Source organism: Endozoicomonas sp. SESOKO2, assembly GCF_024606245.1.
Taxonomy (GTDB): domain Bacteria; phylum Pseudomonadota; class Gammaproteobacteria; order Pseudomonadales; family Endozoicomonadaceae; genus Endozoicomonas_A.
This window is the reverse complement of record NZ_JAHHPQ010000612.1, coordinates 1-21,383: the sequence shown is the minus strand read 5'-3', so window position 1 is coordinate 21,383 and position 21,383 is coordinate 1. Positions and strand designations below refer to the sequence as shown.

18 protein-coding genes and 1 pseudogene are annotated in these 21,383 nt (G+C 46.6%); 11 read left to right on the top strand and 8 right to left on the bottom strand.

All coding sequences use genetic code 11. The features are described 5' to 3' along the window. Positions 1–144: 144 nt before the first annotated feature. Both KDK17_RS14995 and KDK17_RS14990 read right to left on the bottom strand, forming a co-directional pair. Complete coding sequence (locus KDK17_RS14995; protein ID WP_257280201.1) at positions 145–777, bottom strand: hypothetical protein; 633 nt, start codon at positions 775–777, stop codon at positions 145–147. A 165-nt stretch (positions 778–942) separates the two neighbouring features. Continuing rightward, positions 943–2,343 carry a TolC family outer membrane protein gene (locus tag KDK17_RS14990; RefSeq protein WP_257288397.1) on the bottom strand — a complete coding sequence of 467 codons (1,401 nt, stop codon included), beginning with the start codon at positions 2,341–2,343 and terminating at the stop codon, positions 943–945. Between the two features lie 289 nt (positions 2,344–2,632). On the opposite strand from KDK17_RS14990, the gene KDK17_RS14985 reads away from it, so the two are divergent. From KDK17_RS14985 to KDK17_RS14975, 3 genes are all read left to right on the top strand, one after another. Beyond that, positions 2,633–3,073: a DUF1249 domain-containing protein gene (locus KDK17_RS14985; RefSeq protein ID WP_257280203.1), complete on the top strand. Its 441-nt coding sequence runs from the start codon at positions 2,633–2,635 to the stop codon at positions 3,071–3,073. 103 nt (positions 3,074–3,176) lie between these two features. Further along, the gene (gene cpdA, locus KDK17_RS14980) at positions 3,177–3,959 is read left to right on the top strand and encodes a 3',5'-cyclic-AMP phosphodiesterase (protein WP_257288396.1); all 783 of its coding nucleotides are present in this window, start codon (positions 3,177–3,179) and stop codon (positions 3,957–3,959) included. Positions 3,960–4,050: 91 nt separating this feature from the next. Continuing rightward, positions 4,051–4,305, top strand: coding sequence for a hypothetical protein (locus tag KDK17_RS14975; RefSeq protein ID WP_257280205.1), 255 nt, complete (start codon positions 4,051–4,053; stop codon positions 4,303–4,305). 47 nt (positions 4,306–4,352) lie between these two features. On the opposite strand, the gene KDK17_RS14970 is transcribed toward KDK17_RS14975, so the two are convergent. Next, positions 4,353–5,120 carry an alpha/beta fold hydrolase gene (locus KDK17_RS14970; protein ID WP_257288395.1) on the bottom strand — a complete coding sequence of 256 codons (768 nt, stop codon included), beginning with the start codon at positions 5,118–5,120 and terminating at the stop codon, positions 4,353–4,355. A gap of 217 nt (positions 5,121–5,337) precedes the next feature. Here KDK17_RS14970 and KDK17_RS14965 point away from each other — a divergent pair, with 217 nt between their 5' ends. Beyond that, entirely contained in the window at positions 5,338–6,216 is an 879-nt protein-coding gene (locus tag KDK17_RS14965; RefSeq protein ID WP_257280207.1) for a hypothetical protein, read from the top strand. A gap of 69 nt (positions 6,217–6,285) precedes the next feature. Here the strand turns inward: KDK17_RS14965 and KDK17_RS14960 are convergent, their stop codons facing one another. The 3 genes from KDK17_RS14960 to KDK17_RS14950 form a co-directional block, all read right to left on the bottom strand. Further along, a complete protein-coding gene (locus KDK17_RS14960; protein WP_257254350.1) occupies positions 6,286–7,119 on the bottom strand; it encodes a thymidylate synthase in 834 nt (277 codons plus the stop codon). Positions 7,120–7,152: 33 nt separating this feature from the next. Further along, positions 7,153–8,043, bottom strand: coding sequence for a prolipoprotein diacylglyceryl transferase (lgt, locus tag KDK17_RS14955; RefSeq protein ID WP_257254349.1), 891 nt, complete (start codon positions 8,041–8,043; stop codon positions 7,153–7,155). 125 nt (positions 8,044–8,168) lie between these two features. Further along, entirely contained in the window at positions 8,169–8,972 is an 804-nt protein-coding gene (locus tag KDK17_RS14950) for a sulfite exporter TauE/SafE family protein (protein ID WP_306671302.1), read from the bottom strand. A 395-nt stretch (positions 8,973–9,367) separates the two neighbouring features. Between KDK17_RS14950 and KDK17_RS14945 the strand changes: the two genes are divergently transcribed. The 7 genes from KDK17_RS14945 (at position 9,368) to KDK17_RS14915 (ending at position 18,494) form a co-directional block, all read left to right on the top strand. After that, positions 9,368–10,195 (top strand): hypothetical protein, encoded by an 828-nt coding sequence (locus KDK17_RS14945; RefSeq protein WP_257280208.1) that lies wholly within the window; start codon positions 9,368–9,370, stop codon positions 10,193–10,195. 448 nt (positions 10,196–10,643) lie between these two features. Beyond that, positions 10,644–12,566 (top strand): PrkA family serine protein kinase, encoded by a 1,923-nt coding sequence (locus KDK17_RS14940; RefSeq protein WP_257280209.1) that lies wholly within the window; start codon positions 10,644–10,646, stop codon positions 12,564–12,566. 234 nt (positions 12,567–12,800) lie between these two features. Further along, the gene (locus tag KDK17_RS14935) at positions 12,801–14,084 is read left to right on the top strand and encodes a YeaH/YhbH family protein (RefSeq protein ID WP_257280210.1); all 1,284 of its coding nucleotides are present in this window, start codon (positions 12,801–12,803) and stop codon (positions 14,082–14,084) included. Next, positions 14,077–15,687 carry a SpoVR family protein gene (locus KDK17_RS14930; RefSeq protein WP_257280211.1) on the top strand — a complete coding sequence of 537 codons (1,611 nt, stop codon included), beginning with the start codon at positions 14,077–14,079 and terminating at the stop codon, positions 15,685–15,687. Before KDK17_RS14935 ends, KDK17_RS14930 begins: the two co-directional genes overlap by 8 nt. Positions 15,688–15,817: 130 nt before the next feature. After that, a complete protein-coding gene (locus tag KDK17_RS14925) occupies positions 15,818–16,969 on the top strand; it encodes an FAD-dependent oxidoreductase (RefSeq protein ID WP_257280212.1) in 1,152 nt (383 codons plus the stop codon). Then, the gene (locus KDK17_RS14920; protein WP_257288394.1) at positions 16,873–17,904 is read left to right on the top strand and encodes a sulfurtransferase; all 1,032 of its coding nucleotides are present in this window, start codon (positions 16,873–16,875) and stop codon (positions 17,902–17,904) included. Before KDK17_RS14925 ends, KDK17_RS14920 begins: the two co-directional genes overlap by 97 nt. A gap of 293 nt (positions 17,905–18,197) precedes the next feature. Next, entirely contained in the window at positions 18,198–18,494 is a 297-nt protein-coding gene (locus KDK17_RS14915) for a cold shock domain-containing protein (protein ID WP_306671300.1), read from the top strand. Positions 18,495–18,789: 295 nt separating this feature from the next. Here the strand turns inward: KDK17_RS14915 and KDK17_RS14910 are convergent, their stop codons facing one another. Both KDK17_RS14910 and KDK17_RS14905 read right to left on the bottom strand, forming a co-directional pair. Next, positions 18,790–20,442 (bottom strand): GMC family oxidoreductase, encoded by a 1,653-nt coding sequence (locus KDK17_RS14910; RefSeq protein ID WP_257288393.1) that lies wholly within the window; start codon positions 20,440–20,442, stop codon positions 18,790–18,792. 511 nt (positions 20,443–20,953) lie between these two features. Then, positions 20,954–21,383, bottom strand: a pseudogene (locus KDK17_RS14905) (phosphoglucomutase, alpha-D-glucose phosphate-specific); the annotation flags it as partial.

Here is a 21,383-nt window from a genome sequence, read left to right as displayed (position 1 = left end):
TGTGCAATTTCAACAAAGAGCTTCATGACAGATGCAGTAGACTCTATTGCAAGATTTTTTGTTGACTCCCGTTGCCAAGGGGGAGTTATTTCCCCTTAACCGGATTACGGCTCATATTTGTTATCTTTTGTTGATTCTGCAATGTTAATGCAATGCTGTACGAATTAAATCAATGGTTATTTCGTAATCACTTTTCAGGTTAAAATTAGTACAGGTTGTTAAAAATACTTTATCATTTTCCAATGACCCGAACATTTCTGATAAATGTTCTTTTGCCTTTTTGTTAATTTCTTCGTCTTCTAATTCGTCCGTGTCAGAAAAATCCACACATACCGCATCACTCAATAATCCTCCACTGCCATCGGATGAATAGTAAGCCACCCCATCACTGGCGGACAACAGCGTAGCCAGCATTTGCGCATTAGGATTGGCAGAACCTCCTGGCATACAGCGTAAGTTTCGTTTTTTAATTCTTGTCGTATAGGTACGTTTTGAAGAAACTACACCCGGCTGCTGTCTGGCAAGCAATGATGCGTGATATAACCTTAGCAACCGGACACTGTCTTTTAACGCTGAATCAGAAAAAAAAGGTTCTCCCCGTTGATCAAATTGATATTGTTTTATAATTATCTCATCAAAAAGGGAGATTAAACTATTGATCGCATTATAGAGTGGTGATGCACTAGCATCATGTGGTGATGCACTAGCATTATATAAATACAAAACAGAAATAATAAAAATAATCCGAGTTATTACAATTGCTCTATGATTTTTCATGCGCTTTAGGTTTACTTACATTGAAAAGTAACGTAAGAGCTTAGCACTTTTTTATTATTTGTCAGGATGATAAAGCTATGGCACTGCCTTGGACCATAAAAGAATGGCGCTGAAGCCAGCGCTATTCCTCTGTCACTCAAAGCTGCTTACATCAAAAAGTATCTATCAGTTTGCACGACATTGGGCTGGAATGGACATCTCTTCTGATGAAACAATCCAGCTATTCAGCTGAGAGAGATCTTCCGGGCTCAGGGTACCTGCGGTCTGCTTCAGCTTCAATGTGTTCACAATGAAGTCATAGCGGGCATTCAGGTAATCACGCTGGGCAGCAAACAATGTTTTCTGGGCATCCAGAACATCGGTAATGTTGCGGGTACCGACTTCATAACCGCTTTCAGTCGCTTTCAACGCACTTTCAGAAGAGACGATTCCCTGACAACGGGCTTCTACACGAGAGACATCCGAATTGACGCTACGGAACAGGTTACGGGTACCGGAGTTTATCTCACGCAATGCTTTGTCGTAATTCTGCTGAACCGATTCCATCTGATAAGTAGCCTGACGCACCTGGGAGCTGGTTGCACCACCGGCAAACAGAGGCAGTGTGAATTTAACACCCACTACTGTCTGGTCACCATCACCGGTCAATCTCCCGTTAGCGGGATCAGTGATCGTTCTGGCAGAGTCTGCATCACTGGAGTTGTAGTTATAGCTGGCAAAAGCATCAACAGTCGGTGCATGACCTGACTTCTTGGCCTTGATATTGCTCTCTGCTGCCTTCAGGCCTTCACGTGCTGCCTCAAGCTGAAGGTTGCTCTTGATCGCGTTGTTGACCCACTCATCAGAGATAGCAGGCGTGGGAGCACTGACGGGCATGGTTTTATCCAGCTTGCCAACGTCCTGAATATCCTGATCAGTGATTGTGCGCAGAGCCTCGTAAGCCACTGAAAGGTTATTTTCACCATCAATCCGGGCCACTCGGGCATCGTCATAACGTGCCCTGGCTTCGAGAACATCAGTCTCCGCAATAAGGCCTACATTATAGCGTTCACGAGCCTGGTCCAGCTGTTGTTTAACCGCTTTCTCTTCGGCTGTAGCAGTGATCAGACTGTCTTCAGCTCTGAGCACATTGAAGTAGGCTTCTGAAACCCTGAGAATCAAATTCTGTTGCTCGTAACCAAAAGTAGCTTCCGCCTGAGCACTCTGAAACTTGGCAGAATCATAACCAAACCAGCTGGCCATATTGAACAATGGCTGGCTTAGAGTGGCTCCCCAAGTATGAGAGTTATAGTCATCTTTGATATCACGGGCTGCTGCTTCAGAGGATGTTTTGTTGTACTGTGTTCCAGCTGACAAAGATAAATTGGGCAGCAAGAGGGCCCTTGCCTGGCTGCTACCTTCCTGAGTCGCCATCATATCGGCACGTGCAGCGGCCAGCTGGGCATCATTTTTCAGCGCCAGATTGTATACTTCCAATAAATTATATTCTGTCTCGGCCGCTTGGGCTGACATAATTGAGCCGACCAGGGCTGCCAGTAAAAAGCCTTTACGATAAGTTTGTGGCATATCTCCAGTTCCTTGAAAAATGGGCCCGAAAGCCGAACGATGATGTCGGTTCACCCGTTGTAACTCAAGCGCAACTCGCCGAATTTACACTAGTTTACCTGTCGTCAAAAGCAATAAACCGAATCTGAAAAAATTTTAACTGACTTCTTCATACGAGCGACAGACTTTAAGTCATCCTTTAATCAGTAAACCAGCATCGAAACATCAACCACTGTCTTATAGTTAGATAGTGATCATTCCGGATCTGATCAGCTTCCTCTATCATAGGATCATGCACTACGATTGGCTTATGAACACTAAAACAGACAAGGCTCGCTACAAGGCCGACCTGATCAAACAGCAAAACCTGTGTGAGAGGAATTTCCACAAACTCATGCTTCTACTGCCCGATCTGGAGCACAAAGATGACGTTGTTCTCTCATTTTATTTCGCTGGCCGGGAGGGACGGGTATGGTTTCAGGTGTTGGAGCGGGCTCCTTTTACCACTGTTCTGCAAGTTGATCTGGATGCAGCCTGGGGTGAGTGGCTGAAGCTGCCCGAGTTCCGAGTCCGGATTTATCTCGATGTCAGAATGGCCGAGATCATCAGTTTCAATAAAGACCGGCACTTCAAGGCTATTTACCCTTATCCCAATGAGAAGATGCTCATGCCTGATGAAAAGGGACAGTTGAATCAGTTTTTTTCTGAATGGCTGAACTTTTGCCTCAGTCATGGTTTAGGCCAAATCTGAAATGAACCTGAAAACGTGCGAAGAATCACTGTTGTATTATGATCTCCCTGATAAAATTATGACGAATACTGCCTGGCTTCAATAATGAATTGCGGAACAGCCTATGACCGGAATACGCATCATCCAGTTAACAGACCCCCATCTATTCGGCTCTCCTGATGGCAGGCTAATGGGAGCAGACACCCATCGAACTTTACTGAACGTCTGGGAAAAGATTCAGTCCACACCCTTTAATCCAGACGTTTTCCTTGTCACCGGTGACCTCTCCCAGGACGAAAGTCTAGAATCCTACCAATCGCTGAAAGCAGTTCTGGATACCAGTGATAAACCTTATCTCTGGACCTGTGGAAATCATGACAATGCCCACCTGATGCATCAGGTCAGCCCGGAAGCCATGAACCCTTATCTGGATTTAGGGCCCTGGCAGATCATTATGCTGAACTCCCAGATTCCAGGTCAGGTTCCGGGCTTTTTATCCAACAAAGAGCTCCGGCTTCTGGAGAAATACCTCTCTGAGACCCCCGATAAACATACGCTGGTGGCTTTTCACCATCCTGCATACACCATTGAGAGTCAATGGCTGGACAAGATCAGCCTGAAGAACGCCGATCAGTTTATGAACCTGATCCAGTCCTACTCCAGTGTCCGGGTGGTCATCAACGGTCATATCCATCAGGAGCGGGATCAGTTCATCCAGAATGTCCGCTTTCTTTCTACTCCTTCTACCTGTGTCCAGTTCAAGCCTGAATCCGATCATTTTATGCTGGATGACCGCTGGCCGGGTTATCGAGAGCTTGAGCTAATGCCTGATGGCACCGTTGATACCCTGGTGGTCCGACTGGAAAGCGACTCCCTGAAACTGGATCTGACTGCTAATGGCTATTGATAACCCTCTTCGATATCAGCATTTCTTATTAATACCCTGACTGTTTTTTTCTAGATTGGAAAATAGGAGTAGTAAAAAAGGAAGTAAGGTTATGTCCAGGGTAAGGGCAATGCAGTACGATGACCAGGATAAGATCTTTTGGGATTCAGGTCAGGAATACAGAAAAAGACAAACTGCTAAAGAACGCTGCAAGAAGAGAAAGCAAAAATCCATTCGACAGGGCATTGATGACTACTGGGATAAGAAGTCCCTCCGACAAAATCTCGCCGATTCCTACGACGATTTTGATGACGACGATGATCTCAGTCAATTAGATGACATCCAAGGTCAACAGCCCAGAAATTAGATTTGATGCAGAAAAGCCACACAATACAGGTGGCTTTTCTTATAGCCTCAAGACTCCAGAAAGCGCTGCAAAGTACGAGCTACCAATTCTGGTTTTTCAGCATGCAGCCAATGTCCCGTTCCGGCAATCTCTCTCATAGTCGCTTTCGGGAAACGTTTCAGAACTTCTTCCCGGTGTTTTGCGAGAATGTAATCCGAGTTACCGCCCTTCAGGAATAATACATCACCTTCAAAAGCCTCCTCCCCGGAATGACCTGCCAGTATCTCTAAATAGTGATGATGAATGGCTTCCAGATTCATTCTCCAACGGTAACGTCCCTCGCCATTGCGATAAAGGTTCTTCAGCAGAAACGATCGAACAGCCGGCTCTTCTATGTGCTGGCGCAGCGCATGATCAGCATCAGCCCGCTTCCGGATAGCCTCCAGATCAACAGCAAACAAACCTGCAAAAACATCGTCATGCCGACGTACCTTGTATTGCACCGGAGCTATATCCATGACAGCCAGTTTGTTTACTCGTTCGGAATAAGTCAGAGCCACTTCCATCACGACTTTGCCGCCCATGGAGTGTCCGAGCAGGTGTGCCTTCTCAATTTGTTGATCATCCAGATATTCAATGATATCTGCTGCCATGACGGAATAGTTCATGGCGTCATCATGAGGAGAGCGACCATGGTTGCGCGCATCCAGACCGTGTACTCTGAACTTCTGCGCCAACTGACGGTTGATAGCCCCCAGATTTTCCTGCGATCCAAATAGTCCGTGCACACTGATCAGGTGCTCACCCTTTCCCTGCTGTCTGGCATACAATTTCATGGGTTGTTCAATCTCTTCTCTCGCCTTACAACGGTTTTCGTAGAATACGGCATCATGCCGGTTAGCAAGATGGACACCTTAATTCCGAAAGATACTGTATCAGAATGCTCTTGCCACCGGGATACGGAAAAAGCCTATGACCCGGAGGCATAAAAACCCCTTCATTGATGCTGCTACTCTGAATTGTATAGCTTCATTTTTCAATAAGGACTCCATCATGAAGGGATCTCAATGGATCATCAGCCTGTTGATCTCAGTATTTTGTCTGTCTGCCTGGTCGACGCCCCCCTTAAAACCCGAGCTGCTTTCCGAGCAGGTGCAGGCAGACGAGGAAGGATGGTGGAGAACCGGCTTCCTGGTTGGCACCGTTTCCTCAAAAGGTTGGCAGATGGGCTTTATCTGGGAATCCGGAGAGCTGGAATTTCTGGCAGGGGAAGGCGCCTTGACTGGAAAAAACTACCCTGCCAAAACCTACGAGATATCAGTACAGCCTGAGTATTATTACCTCTGGGACAAACTGAAAGTTTCCAACAGGCCTCTGGTGATCAAATACAAATATCCATTCTGGTATAACACTTTCGCTACTCACAGTCGTTATCGAGTGATTGATGTTCAACCGGTTGAGAGCAGCTTTTCCAAAACACCTTCATTTACTCAACACCCCAATGGCATTGATTTAGATCCGGTGGTACAAAATTCAAGGGTCTTCAGTCAATGGCAAACATTCGGGCTGGTGCTTCATGTAGCCCGTTGGTCAGTGAGCCACAACTGTTTGGTATACCTTCATTTGGGTGGCACCGCCAGGATTATGAAAAGCAGACCGGTTTACACACCCTCTCTTGAATACAATCCTGATAATCGTGAATATGAATTCACAACGGTTTCAACTTATGAAACTTATGAGGTTGAAGTACCCAATGTTGTAAAACTGAGCACGAGCGACGAAGCCATTTGTCGCTATGCAGAAGATGCCGCTATATCGCAGTCAGAAGTCTATGTCGAATACACTGGAGTAAAAGCCCGGCCTGATACCGAGATGTTTCATGTTCTCCACTCTATCCAAGTTGAAGCGCCTTATGGTAATGAAGAAAAGTAATGATTCAAGCTGACGCAACAACAATCCTTGGTTTGATACGTCAGAGCACCTGAAAAGCACGAAAACCGCTTAAACAGAAACAGCCGCCTTAATGTGAGGGTGAGCCTTATAATCAACCAGTTCAAAGTCATCAATGGTAAATTCGAAAAGATTCCTGATGGCAGGGTTCAGCTTCATTGTTGGTGAATGAAAAGGCTTACGGGTCAGCTGTTCTTCTGCCTGCTCCAGATGGTTGGAGTAAAGATGGGCATCACCAAAGGTATGAACAAAATCCCCCAGCTTCAGATCACATACCTGGGCAATCATCATCGTGAGTAACGCATAAGATGCGATGTTAAAAGGCACACCCAGGAAAATATCAGCACTGCGCTGATAGAGCTGGCAGGAAAGCTTGCCATCCAGAACATAGAACTGAAACAGACAGTGACAGGGAGGCAAAGCCTGTTTACCCATAGCGGCATTGTCTTTAGGGCTGAACTTTACATCGGGCAGCACACTGGGATTCCAGGCACTGATGACCAGCCTTCTGGAGTCTGGATTGGTTTTTATTTCATCCAACAGCCATTGAATCTGATCAAACGTTTCGCCGTTTGCATTTTCCCAGCTTCGCCACTGCTTGCCGTAAACAGGGCCCAGTTCTCCTTCATCCGTCGCCCACTCATCCCAGATTCTGACACCGTTTTCCTTCAGATAGGCAATATTAGTGTCACCCTTCAGGAACCAGAGCAATTCATGAATAATGGAGCGCAGATGACACTTCTTGGTGGTGACCAGTGGGAAACCTTTCGACAGATCAAAGCGCATTTGATAGCCAAAAACACTGTATGTTCCAGTGCCGGTTCGATCCGATTTGAAAGTACCTTGCTCTTTCACATGACGCAGGAGATCGAGATACTGTTTCATGGCATTGATCCTTTATTTATTTGCTCATGGCTTTTAATTCCGCTCACGGCTGCTCTTTCCACTCATGGCTGCTTTCCTACCAGATTTGACCGCATGTTTTTTCAACCAGACCCGATCATCCTGATTTTGACCATCTACCAGTGGAAACTTTTTATAGGCTACCACCATAAGTCCCGCACCCAGAAGGATCATGGGCACCGTCAGCAACTGTCCCATCGTCAACCAGTCAAAAGCAATGAAGCCCAGCTGCTGGTCAGGTTCCCGAACAAATTCTACGCAGAAGCGCCCAACACCATAGATCAACAGGAATAGACCGGACACGGCCATACGGGGACGAGGTTTGGCCGAGAACCACCAGAGCACTCCAAACAGGATGACCCCCTCAATAACGAACTGGTAAAGCTGTGATGGGTGTCTTGGCATCCGGGAGGGATCCGTCGGAAATACCATGGCCCATGGAACATCTGTTATCCTTCCCCATAGCTCACCGCCAATAAAGTTACCCACACGACCCATGCCCAGTCCCAGAGGAACGAAAGGGGCAACGAAGTCTGTCATCTGAAAGAAGTTCTTATCGATCTTGCGGCCAAAGAGGAATACGGCCAGCAAAACCCCCAATAAACCACCATGGAAAGACATGCCACCTTCCCAGATACTAAACAGCCAGAGTGGGTTTTGCAGAAAATAATCAAAGTTATAAAACAGCACATAGCCCATGCGCCCGCCCACTATGACCCCAACGGCGACATAGAATAATAAATCCCCAATTTGTTCGGAATTCCATAAACCGTTTGATTTTTTGGCTCTCTGAACAGCCAGCCACCAGCCTCCGGCAAAACCCACCAGGTACATTAGACCGTACCAGTGGACTTTGAGAGGTCCAAGGCTGATCGCAACGGGATCAATTTGAGGATATGGGATCACAGGAGGATTCCGGATAGTTCTCAAGGTTAACTGTTACGTACTCTTCTGTTTCAGTCAGAGAGAAGTACATTTGGCGGACCAGTGTATCAGCTGGATAGAGGATTGAGCCAGCTGACCAGGCCCTTTTACATTGAGAAAAGAAACTTACACCCTACTATCAATAACAGGACAACGAACAGTTTTTGCAGCTTTTCAGAAGACAGCTTGTGGGCTAACTCAGCTCCAAAGCGAGCAAACAGTACACTGGTCAGGACAATGCCAAGAAATGCCGGCCAGTAGACGTAACCGGTACTCATCGTCGGCAACAGCTCGTTTTCATGACCCAGAAACATGTTAGCCGCGGTTCCCATTAAAGCAATCGGCAACCCACACGCAGCAGAAGTCGCTACTGCCTGGGTCATAGAGAGGTTGTACTTGCGCAAAAGTGGTACCGACAGGGTTCCACCACCGATTCCAAAGATGCTGGAAGCCCAGCCTATGACGCCTCCGGCTGCCACCAACACAGGTCTTGCCAGCACCCTACTGCTTTCAGAAGGCTTGAAGCCAAACCACATTTTTGCGGCCACTGCCAAGGCAAAAATCCCAATGACTTTCTGAAGCATCGGACCTGACATCTGGATGGCAGTATGAACCCCCAGCCATGACCCCATCAGAATTCCGATAGTCAAAACACTGAAAACAGGCCACTGCACAGCCCCCTTGACATGATGAGCACGAATCGAACTGAGCGAAGTGACAACAATAGTGGCAAGAGAGGTACCCACAGCGAGATGGGTGAAAATATCAGGAGATAACCCCTGCAGCTTGAAGCTGAAAACCAGTACCGGAACAATTATCAGCCCGCCACCGATCCCGAACAGGCCAGCCAGAGTCCCGGCCAGAGCACCAAGCAGAAGGTAAGAAAGAAAAATCATTAAACAGCAATCCAACTAAGCAGCCTCAAATCAGGAATCCTGTCATGATTCTCCGTGGCTGAGGCCATCAAACATTATCAGCGCAGCATCCCCTAAAGGATGAAGATCGATCCTTATTCTAAACAAAATTAACACGTTAATTGACTAGAAAATCACTATTTAGCTCATCTCTTTTAAGAACATAACCCGCCAGGAAGCTCATTTAACCTCACTACAATAGCATCATGGAATACAGCATCGAAGCATCTTCCCTGAAACCGGGACGTTGTAGGACAGAAACAATAACGTACAAATTTTGCCTATCAACTAGCAAGAAAGTCTTCCGTATCCTAATCTCATTGTTACAATTTTTTTGCACAACAAAAATAAAAATGTCGATACTCATAAAATCAAGCTGGAAGGATTCAACGGTGGATCTTTTAATCGGGTTCTTATCCCGGACACCTCGGGTTTTCTATTCTGTCATGGGCCTGATATTTTCCTGTGCCCTACAAGCTAAAAAGAGCCATATTGCCAGGGCGTCAGTGCAAATGGCTCTGTTGTCTGTTTCTGAGAAGAGGCAGAAACAAATCATTCGCCAGTCTGCTCGTTATACCGTTGATTATGTTCTTGCTCTTCCTTCACTTAATAAAGTGGTTTACCTGCTGCATAATCAGGACGTCATTGCCCAGGCCCTTTCAGAAAACAAGGGCGTGGTCATACTCTCTCTCCATATGGGTCCACCCGATCTGGGAACATTGGCACTCTCACAACAGGGTTTACCAGCAACTACCCTGATTGGTTCAGGAAAACAGTCGCCATTAACCCATAAGCTCGGCAAGGCATTTCTTCTGAAGGCCGGTATTGAACCTACTACAAAAGGAGACCCCACAGCGGTATTTCAGGCTCTGAAACAGAAAAAAGCCGTTTTTTTATACAGTGACCTCCGCTCAGAAGAGATGCCTGTGACATTTTTTGGACAGAAAACCCGAGCCCCTGCGAGCGGCATCATGACGGCTCATCTTCTGAAAGCGCCCGTTCTTTTTCATCACTGCACTTTTGAAAATAATCAGTGGCAGTTGCATTTTGAGCCTCTGCCACTAACCCAAACCGGTAACAGAAAGCTGAACACTCAGCATGACCTCCAACGACTGATGCACAGAATGGAGCAGGTGATCAGGGAGAACCCTCAGCTCTGGATATGGCATTACGACCGCTTCAAGTTGAAAAACAAGATTCAGCGCAACACAGTCTTCTAATTATTTTCAACCTGAGCCGTATGCATAACAAAAACTCCTGACGAGAGTAAAGATGGCTCAAGATCAGGCTATTAAGCGACAGACACCCTCAACGACTCCAACGTTCAAAAAATTTCACTGGCGACTGCCTGAAAACCCCTTTAGGATAGGAGGATTGCCCCTCCCAAAGATTTGTTTTTTTCCTTTTATATCAATAAGTTACCCTTCTCGACCCACGCAAGAAAAAGTCCGAAAATAAGTAGACATTTATACAGATAGCCTCTATAACATTTACTGTGATATCAACATACAGACACCTGCATAAGTAGAGTTCCTGCAACATGAATTCTTAAAAACCGGAGTGTCGTGTGGTTCACAATAACCATTTGCATTAACAATACAGTGCCCAGACCAACAATAATATTAGTACGCCGGTGATCATGGAGGTCATGGCGAGGGGGAGCCTGATATGTCAATTTTTTCTCATTACCAGGAGAGGTACGAATCGACTCGGCAAGAGGAGATGAGTCTTCAGGAGTATCTGGATCTTTGCAAAACCGACCCTGGTGCTTACGCAAATGCGGCAGAGAGAATGCTTTCAGCCATTGGCGAACCAGAGATTGTTGATACGTCTCGTGATCCGCGTCTGAGTCGTATATTTTCCAACAAGTTGATTAAGTGTTATCCCGCTTTTGAGGAGTTTTATGGCATGGAAGAAGCGATCGAACAGATTGTTTCTTACTTCAAACATGCCGCACAGGGTCTCGAAGAAAAGAAACAGATCCTTTATTTGCTGGGTCCTGTAGGTGGCGGTAAGTCATCTCTGGCAGAGCGCCTCAAAGCTCTGATGGAACTGAAACCTTTCTATGCTATCAAGGGCTCTCCGGTGTTTGAATCACCACTGGGTCTCTTTAATCCCGAGGAAGATGGCAAGATTCTGACCGAAGAATACGGTATTCCCGGTCGTTACCTGAAATACATCATGTCTCCATGGGCGGTTAAGCGCCTACACGAGTTTGGAGGTGATATTTCCAAGTTCCGTGTTGTAAAAGTTTACCCAAGTCGTTTGAACCAGGTGGCTATTGCCAAGACTGAACCAGGCGATGAGAACAACCAGGACATCTCCAGTCTGGTCGGTAAAGTAGACATCCGTCAGCTGGAAGAATTCTCCCAGGATGACCCGGATGCTTACAGTTTCTCAGGAGCACTTTGCCGTGCCAATCAGGGTGTGATGGAATTCGTAGAGATGTTCAAAGCCCCTGTGAAAGTACTACATCCTCTACTGACTGCTACTCAGGAGGGTAACTACAACTCCACAGAAGGCATGGGTGCTATTCCTTTTGAAGGTATCTTGCTGGCGCACTCCAACGAATCCGAATGGCAGACCTTCCGCAACAACAAGACCAACGAAGCGTTTATTGATCGTGTAAACATTGTTAAGGTTCCTTACTGCACACGCATCAAAGAAGAGGTGGGTATCTACGAAAAACTGCTGGAACACAGCTCTTTGAAGAACGCACCATGCGCACCTGATACTCTGAAAATGCTGGCCCAGTTCTCCGTTCTGTCCCGCATCAAAGAGCCCGAAAACTCTTCAGTTTATTCCAAAATGCGTGTCTATAACGGTGAGAACCTGAAGGACACCGACCCTAATGCGAAACCACTGCAAGAATATAAAGATTCCGCAGGTGTTGATGAAGGCATGGACGGACTCTCTACCCGTTTCGCATTCAAGATTTTGTCCAAGGTCTTTAACTTCGACTCCACCGAAGTCGCAGCCAACCCTGTGCACCTGATGTACGTTCTGGAACAGCAGATTGAACAGCAGCAGTTCCCGGATGAAGTGACTGATCGCTACATGCGCTTCATCAAGGAATATCTGACACCCAAATATGTTGAATTTCTGGGTAAGGAAATTCAGACCGCTTATCTGGAGTCCTATTCAGATTACGGTCAGAACATTTTTGACCGCTACATCACTTATGCTGATTTCTGGATTCAGGATCAAGAATTCCGTGATCCCGACACCGGTCACATTCTGGATCGCAGTGCCCTGAATGATGAACTGGAAAAAATTGAGAAGCCTGCCGGCATCGCTAATCCGAAAGACTTCCGTAACGAAGTGGTTAACTTTGTCCTGCGTGCCCGGGCCAATCACGAAGGCAAGAACCCAAGCTGGTTGAGCTACGAGAAAATGCGTGCAGTGATCGAGAAGAAGATGTTCTCTAACACAGAAGATCTGCTGCCAGTAATTTCCTTCAATGCCAAGGGCTCCAACGAAGACCAACGCAAACATGCAGACTTTGTTAAGCGTATGGTTGAGTATGGATACACAGAAAAACAGGTTCGCCTGCTGTCCGAGTGGTACATCCGGGTTCGCAAGTCTCAGTAACTCATGAGCCCCTGCGCTGCCGTTCAATACCCGGCAGCGTTCATGATGAGTCACCACGGCGCCTTCGCGGGCGCTTCTACATCATGTTTTATCAGACAAGACATCAGTGTAGAAGTATGTCGTTTATCAAGAAAAATGGTCATTTTTCAGGAAAAAACGACATTGCCATGACAGTAGCAAAATAGTCCTGGATAGAACAAATAGCCAGGTCTGAGTACCCAAGGAGAGCGTCCTATGAGCATAATAATTGACCGACGCCTCAATGCGAAAAAGAAAAGTACGGTCAACCGTCAGCGTTTCCTGAGGCGCTACAAAGGTCTGGTAAAAGAGGCAGTACAGGAGGCTGTTGATCAGCGCTCTATTACCGACGTTGATAGCGGCAGTGACATCAGCATTCCCAAAAAAGACGTGTCAGAACCGGTTTTTCATCACGGTCAGGGTGGCCGGGTGGAACAGGTTCATCCTGGCAACAAAGAGTTCACCACCGGTGATCGTTTCCAGCGCCCTCAAGGCGGTGGTGGACAGGGCAGCGGGGAAGGCGAAGCCAGCAACAGCGGTTCCGGTGAAGACGACTTCATTTTTTCCATTAATCGCGAAGAGTTCCTTGAATATCTGTTTGAAGATCTTGAGCTGCCTAATCTGGTTCGCAAAGAACTCAAGGACTCTACCGACTTTAAACTGAAAAGAGCGGGTTACACGACGGCGGGTTCTCCTGACAGGTTAAACGTAGTACGCTCCCTGAGGGCAGCTCACGCCCGCCGAATAGCGCTTTCCGGTAAAGAAAGAAAAGAGATTCGCGCCCTGAAACGTCGACTCCGTGAAATGGAAGTGAGCCCTGAAAGCAACGATGAAACTCTGAGAAAAGAGCTGAAAGATCAGATTAATGCGCTGAACAAAAAGCTTAAACGTCTACCCTTTATCGACGAGTTTGACCTTAAATTCAACAATCTGGTGAAAGTGCCTCAACCTTCCAGTAAGGCAGTCATGTTCTGTGTCATGGACGTGTCAGGCTCCATGACCCGGGAAATAAAGGACATTGCCAAGCGTTTTTTTCTGCTGCTCTATCTGTTCCTGGAGCGCAACTATGAAAAAATTGAAGTTGTGTTCATCCGTCACCATAGTGAAGCCCGTGAATGTAATGAGCACGACTTCTTTTATGCCCGGGAAACCGGTGGCACTGTTGTATCGTCAGCACTGACACTGACAGACGACATTATTACTGAAAGATATTCCCCCAATGAGTGGAACATCTATGTAGCTCAGGCATCTGACGGCGATAACTGGGAAGCAGACTCTGCCAAGTGCCGCAATATTATTGTCGACAAACTTTTGCCACTGACTCAGTATTACTCCTACGTAGAAATTACTGATCGTCACCACCAAAACCTGTGGCATGAATACAAAATGATCGAAAAGAATCACGCAGGTCATTTTGCCATGCAACAAATACGACATCCTGCAGAGATCTATCCGGTCTTCCGTAAACTGTTCGAAAAGAAGGAGGGCCAAAATGCCTGATAAGAAACGCTTTGAGCAGGACATTGATCCGCATAAAGCAGAGCCTTCCTCCAAAACAGCCGATTGTCAGAAGTCATCTCGCCGTGCAGAGCCTATTTCCAGAGGCTCAGAATGGACCTTTGAACTGCTGGAAGAATACGACAGAGAACTGGCAAAGCTGGCAAAACGCTACCAGCTGGAAACTTACCCTAACCAGATAGAAGTCATCAGTTCCGAGCAGATGCTGGATGCCTATGCTTCTGTGGGTATGCCACTGATGTATAACCACTGGAGCTTCGGTAAACAGTTTCTGAGCAACCAGCAAAGCTACCAGCGCGGACAAATGGGTCTGGCTTATGAGATTGTAATCAATTCCAATCCGTGTATTGCCTACCTTATGGAAGAAAACACCATGCCCATGCAGGCACTGGTTATTGCGCACGCATGTTATGGACACAACTCTTTCTTCAAAGGTAACTATCTGTTCAAGCAATGGACGGATGCAGACTCCATCATTGACTATCTGTTGTTCGCTAAAAACTACATTGCCGAGTGCGAAGAAAAACACGGTGTTGATGCGGTAGAGGAGCTTCTCGATGCCTGTCATGCTCTTATGAATCAGGGGGTAAATCGCTATGAGCGTCCTCGCCCTATTTCACCAGAAGAAGAAAAAGCACGGGTCAAAGAGCGTGAAGAATACATTCAGCGCAACCTTAATGACTTGTGGCGAACCATTCCTCTTCGTGAAGACCATGAAGTTAAGCAGACTGAGCGTTATCCAAGGGACCCGGAAGAAAATATTCTCTATTTCATTGAGAAAAATGCCCCTCTTCTGGATATCTGGCAGCGAGAACTGATTCGGATCGTCCGCAAGGTAGCTCAATACTTCTATCCACAGCGCCAGACCCAAGTGATGAACGAAGGTTGGGCAACTTTCTGGCACTATCACCTGATGCATGAAATGTACAACGAGGGGCACATTACTGAAGGCTTCATCATGGAGTTCCTGCATTCGCACTCCAGCGTGGTGTTTCAGCCTGATTTTGATGATCCCCGTTACAGTGGCATTAACCCATACGCTCTCGGTTTTGCCATGTTTCAGGACATCCGCCGGATCTGTGAAAACCCGACGGAAGAAGATCGTCGCTGGTTCCCTGACCTGGCAGGTTCAGATTGGCTGGAAGCTGTGCACTTTGCCATGAAGAACTTTAAGGATGAAAGTTTCATCATGCAGTATCTCTCACCCAAGGTAATGAGAGATCTGAAGCTGTTCTGCATCGACGATAATGAAATCAACCCATACCTTGAAGTCAGAGCCATTCATGACGACTCCGGTTACCGCAGGGTAAGAGAGTCTCTTGCCGCTCAATACAATCTGGGCAACCGTGAACCTAACATTCAGGTTTACAACGTAAACACACGTGGTGACCGCTCCATTACCTTACGTCATTTCATGCACCAGGGTCGTCCGGTAGATTCCGACAGTACTCGTGAAATCATCAAACATATCCACAGACTGTGGGGCTTTGATGTGCATATGGAGTCTGTTGATGAGTGGGGTGGCGTAAAAACCATTTATGGCCTGCCCAAGCAGGAAGAAAATGAAGAGACCGAAGCAGCCTGACTTTTAACCATTAGCCGGATCTTCCAGAGAGGATCCGGTTTTTTATGGCTCTGATGCCGATACCTGTAAAGTCAGAATAATGCCGTCTGAGTTCAAATAAAATGGTTAACCCTACAACTGAGAAAACAGCATGACCGATACCACCCGGCCTACCGTTGTTCTGGCTGGTGGGGGCCATACACATGCACTAATACTGAAAAGACTTCAGAAGGGGCAAAAACCTCCAGCCCATTTTGTTCTGGTTTCTGCCTCCCGCTACACCGCTTATTCAGGGATGCTTCCCGGTGTCATCTCAGGGCATTATACTGCTGAACAATCCCACATTGATCTTGAGTTGCTGGCCAATGAATCAAAGTGCACATTTGTGAGAGCGACTCTCTCTGGGGTGGATACTGAAGCGAATGAATTGATTCTTGAGAATGGCAACCGCCTTCAGTATGACATACTCTCCATCAATACAGGCTCGACACAAGCCCGTGTCATTGATGCAAAAGACATTATCAGCATAAAACCTATCGGATCCTTTCTGTTCTGGTTGAATCAACTTTTGCCTGAACATATTAAGCAGAACGATAGCTTTACTCTGGTCATTATGGGCGCCGGTGCAGCAGGTATTGAGGTAGCTCTGGCCCTCCACCAACGCTTCGAACATCTTCACTCCCTCAAAATACATATTGTCACAACTCGCGGCATCATGCCGGGTCATCCTATAAAAGTTCAGAAAATGGTTATAGAGGAAATTGAACGAAAGCCCATTAAAATTCATACTAACTTTCGGGTAACCAATGTCAAAGACAAAACGCTGACCAGTGATCAAAATGAGCATCTGCGATATGACGCTCTGATACTGGCCACACCCGCTGCTCCTGCTCGCTGGCCATCTGAAAGCACGCTTGCTACCAGCTCACAGGGGTTTATCCAGGTTAACTCCACATTGAGATCCATCAGCCATGACAATGTCTTCGCTTGCGGTGATATCGCTGAATTCATTCACTCAAAGTTGGTCAAGTCCGGGGTTTATGCGGTTCGGCAGGCTCCGGTCCTGTTTCAAAATATAAGTAATTTGTTAGAGAAAAAAACGCTGGAACCTTACCGTCCACAGAATCAATTTCTTTCCTTACTAAGCTGTGCCGATGGTCGGGCCATTGCATCAAGAGGCTGTTTTACTGCCAGAGGACGTTTAATATGGCTTTGGAAAGACTGGATCGATCGGCGATTTATGGCTCAATTTCCCCTGCCAGCTCCTGGCTCCATGGAACTCAGTGCTTCCATTCAAAGCTAAGCCTTATAGCGATTTTATTGCCTTGCAAGAAGCCTCTGGCTCATCTGATCTTACTGTTATCTATTGTAATGACAGTGCGAGTCTATTCAAACGCGCTCATCAGTCTTGATGATCTGGAGCAAAAGATCCGGTTGAGCACTAATCTGCTGATTCTGGACGTACGCCCCAGGGTACGCTACCAGCTGCTAGGCCACATTCCCGGTGCTCACAATATCTGGCGCCCTGCTTTTCAGGCTGATGAACATGATTACCCCTTCTCGGGAATGAGAGCCAGCAGACAGAAACTCTCTCAGCTATTGAGCCAACTGGGCGTTACTCCGGAAACGGAGATTATCCTCTACGATGACCAGCAAGGCATGAATGCAGCCCGTCTTTGGTGGTTACTGAAACTCTACGGTCATGATCGGGCCTCTATCCTTAATGGTGGCCTGTCAGCCTGGGAAAACCACAAGAAGAAGCTCAATTTCAAATCACCTGAAACACCCAAACAATCCCAATACCAATTTACGGGTACACCCCATCCTCAATGGCTTGCTGAGATTGAGCAGGTAAAGTCCATTCAAACAAAAAAAGAGAACGCCCTACTAGTGGACGTCAGAAGCCTGGATGAATTCACCGGAAAAACCAGAAAGTCAGGAGCCTATCGCCATGGCAGGATTCCTGGCAGTATCTGGTTTGAGTACAAGCAGACAGTCAATGAAAATGGATTCCTCGACAAAGAACGATTAAGACGTTTGTTTCAATCAGCGGGTATCACACCGGATAAAGAAATCATCGTTTACTGTCAGTCCGGAGTGCGTTCCGCCCATACGCTTTTTGTTCTTTCCGAGCTGCTGGGATACAACAGGATAAAAAACTATGACGGTTCCTGGATTGAATGGTCCTGGATGAGAGAGTTACCAGCCGTTCAGGGACCACCCAAAAAAAACAGATAAACCTCACGAATCCTGAACAGCAAAATTAATTCTCAAAAATACTGTCGTATCTATTCCTGAATATCAAAATAGGCTGTTATCTCGCGTCAATATGGTCTTATAATAGGTTTAGCTCTATATGGAAATGTAGGCTGTATTCTCGGCATGAAAACTTTCTAGCCAAGAAGACATCACCAAGAAAGAGCTCTGTGATATGGACGACGCAGAATAGACATGTGACTAAAAATAAAACAACAAAGGGTTGCTGTTTCCCGGCAGTTCCTTCAATGTTAATAATGTAGGAATCGTGCTGTATGGAAGCGACCAAGAAGGAAATGGAAGCTATGCTGGAAGGTACAGTAAAGTGGTTTAACAACCCCAAGGGTTATGGATTCATCCAGGCTCAGGAAGCCACTGAAAATCAAGACGTACTCATACATTACTCCGTTATTGAAATGGACGGTTTTAAAACTTTGAAAGCCGGACAACTCGTGCAATTTGAAATTGGCCAGGGACCCAAGGGGCTGATAGCTACTCGTGTCATTCCTGGCGGTGGAGAAGGCACAAGCCAGAGCACACAGACTTCCCGGGAAGAATCCCTGCCAGCCTGACAGTTATTGTCAGTCTGTCCCCAGAGTCCATAAGGCAATGTCACCCGGAACTTCGCCTTGTCGAAGATGTACGGGTGGCATCAGCCTCACAAGGGCCTGGAATGGAATGCACCTGTCAATCGGGTATCAGATTACGTGCGTATGAAAAACTGCACGATTGACGATCTGAATATCACATTGATGAGGGCAGGGAAGTGTTGTGTTTTGATGAATGCCATAGCTAACACTTATCAAAACACACTGCTTTTTCTTTTGTGCCCATTACTGCCCGGCACAAGAGGCATTAATAGCGATCTTAGACCGCTAACTCTTCTTTTTCCGTCACTTTATCAGTGTGAGTTTCTGGCTGGTTTTCACGAAGAATCAGATCTGCAGCTTTTTCAGCAATCATCATCACAGGCGCATTGGTATTCCCGCTGATCAGGGTTGGCATAATTGAGGCGTCAATCACACGTAAACCTTCCAGCCCCCGGACTTTCAGACTGGTGTCGACTACTGCCATGTCATCATTTCCCATTTTGCAGGTTCCCACCGGGTGGTAGATGTGATTGCCATTATTTCTTATATAAGACTCAAGCTCATCATCATCCTGTATACCCGACCCTGGCAGATACTCCTCCCCAGCATACCGGGACATCTCTGGTGACTGGATAATCTGCCTAACTCTTTTGATACCACGTACCATAAGATCCATATCAGCCTGTTTTTCCAGAAGATTCAGTTCGATCGCAGGGTGATCCATGGGGGATGCACTTTTAAGGGATACACGACCACGGCTTTCCGGCCTCAGGATACAGACATGAACCGAAAACCCGTATTGGAAGTATCTTGAGAGTTTACGACCATGATCTTCCATAGCCGCAGGGATGAAATGCAGTTGCAGATCAGGCCTCTCGACTTCCGGTGAGGATTTTATAAATCCCCCCGACTCTGCAAGACTGCTTGTCAGAAAGCCTTCTTTCTTGTGGAAATATTTCACTGCCTCCTTAATACCTCTGGCCATTCCCAATGGTCTGGCGAAAGCCATTGATGAGGCAGTCTTGTCACTGGCGACAACCAGAACATCAGGGTGCTCCTGAAGGTTTTCGCCAACGCCTGGCAGTTCATGTAAACAATCAACGCCGTGGGGCTCGAGTCTGTCTCTGGCACCGATACCTGAAAGCAGCATAATCTGGGGAGAACCGAAAGCTCCCGCGGAAAGAATCACCTCTTTTCGGGCAAAAAGTTTCCTTCTGGTAACACCTCGAACGACTTCAATTCCTATAGCCTTTTTTCCCTCAAGGATAACTCTGGCAGTATGACTGTTGGTCATGACTGTCAAATTGGTTCTATCATTGACAGGATGCAGATAGGCAGCCGCTGAACTGCATCTTTGGCCGTCTTTCTGTGTTACCTGATACCAGCCTACACCTTCCTGCTCAGCACCATTAAAATCAGGATTGTCTTTTTCTCCGATTTCTATTGCACCATTGATAAAAGCTTCACTCAAGCAGTGCTTACTTCTGGGGTCAGCAACATTCAGTGGACCACCGGTGCCGTGAAATCCAGAAGCACCTCGTTCCTGGTTTTGGGATTTTAGAAAATAGGGCAAGACATCATCGAAAGACCAACTGTCATTCCCCATAGCAGCCCACTGATCGTAATCTTCTTTTTGCCCTCTGATATAGAGCATGGCATTGATCGAACTACTACCACCCAGAGTCTTTCCCCGGGGACAGTATATATCCCGGTTATTCATGGTGGACTGAGCCTGGGCATTCAGCTGCCAGTTATGCAAACCGTGAGGCACAGTGATTGCTGCGCCGGCAGGTATATATATCAATGGAGACTTGTCACTGCCTCCTGCTTCTACCAGGCAGACCTGATGGTCATTATTCTCAGACAGGCGGTTGGCCAGAACACAGCCTGCAGAGCCACCCCCTACAATGATGTAGTCGAACTCTGTCATATAAATCACTTTATTATTATAGGTGTTTTTCAGCTGATAGCTGCTGAATACGTTTTCGCAAAAGCTTCTTGACTAGCCTGCTATCGCTCCAAATTGCTTCTTCTGTTCTGGCAGTTAATCATCAAAGAGTTTTGCAGCCCTCTTGATACCAGAGATTTATCCATTTTGATAGCCTGCCTGAGCACAAAAAACAAAATCTCAACAGACCCAGTCGAGAGTGTTTGCAACTGATAACCGCCCTTAGCACCAGTCTGAAATAAAGTTTACTGATAATTACAAAGATAGGTATGTTGGCATAAATTGCTGAATCTGCATCAACTATCCCAACTGCAAAGGCGCTAAGCTGGTCGGAGCATCAATATGCATCAGTTCCCGCTGAGGATCAAACATAAACCCAGACATAAAAGACGATGGATATATGGTCATAACTATTAGACTTCAGATTGCCGAGACACCTCCCTTTCCAGCAAACACTGCCGGAAAGGTGTTTGGAGACAGTGAAGAAAAACGTTTAACTGGCAGCAAATAGCTCAGAAACCACAGCTTTAGCTTCTTCCTGAATTTGCTTGAGGTGATCAGGGCCGACAAAACTTTCGGTATAGATTTTATAAACCGCCTCAGTACCAGAGGGTCTGGCAGCAAACCAGCCTTTTTCAGTAACGACCTTCAGGCCACCAATAGCAGCACCGTTTGCCGGGGCATGGGTCAATTTGGCAGTAATGGGATCACCCGCCAGAGTACTTGCTTTAACCATATCAGGGGTCATGGCTGACAGAACTTTCTTCTGCTCATCAGAAGCAGTAGCTTGTAGTCGTTCATAAACCGGAGAGCCATACTTTTTAGTCATTTCCTGATAATGCTCACCCGGATCCTTGCCAGTAACAGCAATGATCTCAGCAGCAAGAAGCGCCAGGATGAAACCATCCTTGTCTGTGCACCAG

Excerpts from the sequence above, each read along its gene's own strand:
- KDK17_RS14975 (WP_257280205.1), top strand. The coding sequence starts at position 4,051 with ATGTCCAGGGTAAGGGCAATGCAGTACGATGACCAGGATAAGATCTTT.
- KDK17_RS14960 (WP_257254350.1), bottom strand. The coding sequence starts at position 7,119 with ATGAAACAGTATCTCGATCTCCTGCGTCATGTGAAAGAGCAAGGTACT.
- cpdA (WP_257288396.1), top strand. The coding sequence starts at position 3,177 with ATGACCGGAATACGCATCATCCAGTTAACAGACCCCCATCTATTCGGC.
- KDK17_RS14990 (WP_257288397.1), bottom strand. The coding sequence starts at position 2,343 with ATGCCACAAACTTATCGTAAAGGCTTTTTACTGGCAGCCCTGGTCGGC.
- KDK17_RS14930 (WP_257280211.1), top strand. The coding sequence starts at position 14,077 with ATGCCTGATAAGAAACGCTTTGAGCAGGACATTGATCCGCATAAAGCA.
- KDK17_RS14935 (WP_257280210.1), top strand. The coding sequence starts at position 12,801 with ATGAGCATAATAATTGACCGACGCCTCAATGCGAAAAAGAAAAGTACG.
- KDK17_RS14940 (WP_257280209.1), top strand. The coding sequence starts at position 10,644 with ATGTCAATTTTTTCTCATTACCAGGAGAGGTACGAATCGACTCGGCAA.
- KDK17_RS14985 (WP_257280203.1), top strand. The coding sequence starts at position 2,633 with ATGAACACTAAAACAGACAAGGCTCGCTACAAGGCCGACCTGATCAAA.
- KDK17_RS14995 (WP_257280201.1), bottom strand. The coding sequence starts at position 777 with ATGAAAAATCATAGAGCAATTGTAATAACTCGGATTATTTTTATTATT.
- KDK17_RS14925 (WP_257280212.1), top strand. The coding sequence starts at position 15,818 with ATGACCGATACCACCCGGCCTACCGTTGTTCTGGCTGGTGGGGGCCAT.
- KDK17_RS14915 (WP_306671300.1), top strand. The coding sequence starts at position 18,198 with ATGGAAGCGACCAAGAAGGAAATGGAAGCTATGCTGGAAGGTACAGTA.
- KDK17_RS14920 (WP_257288394.1), top strand. The coding sequence starts at position 16,873 with ATGGCTTTGGAAAGACTGGATCGATCGGCGATTTATGGCTCAATTTCC.
- KDK17_RS14910 (WP_257288393.1), bottom strand. The coding sequence starts at position 20,442 with ATGACAGAGTTCGACTACATCATTGTAGGGGGTGGCTCTGCAGGCTGT.
- KDK17_RS14965 (WP_257280207.1), top strand. The coding sequence starts at position 5,338 with ATGAAGGGATCTCAATGGATCATCAGCCTGTTGATCTCAGTATTTTGT.
- KDK17_RS14970 (WP_257288395.1), bottom strand. The coding sequence starts at position 5,120 with ATGAAATTGTATGCCAGACAGCAGGGAAAGGGTGAGCACCTGATCAGT.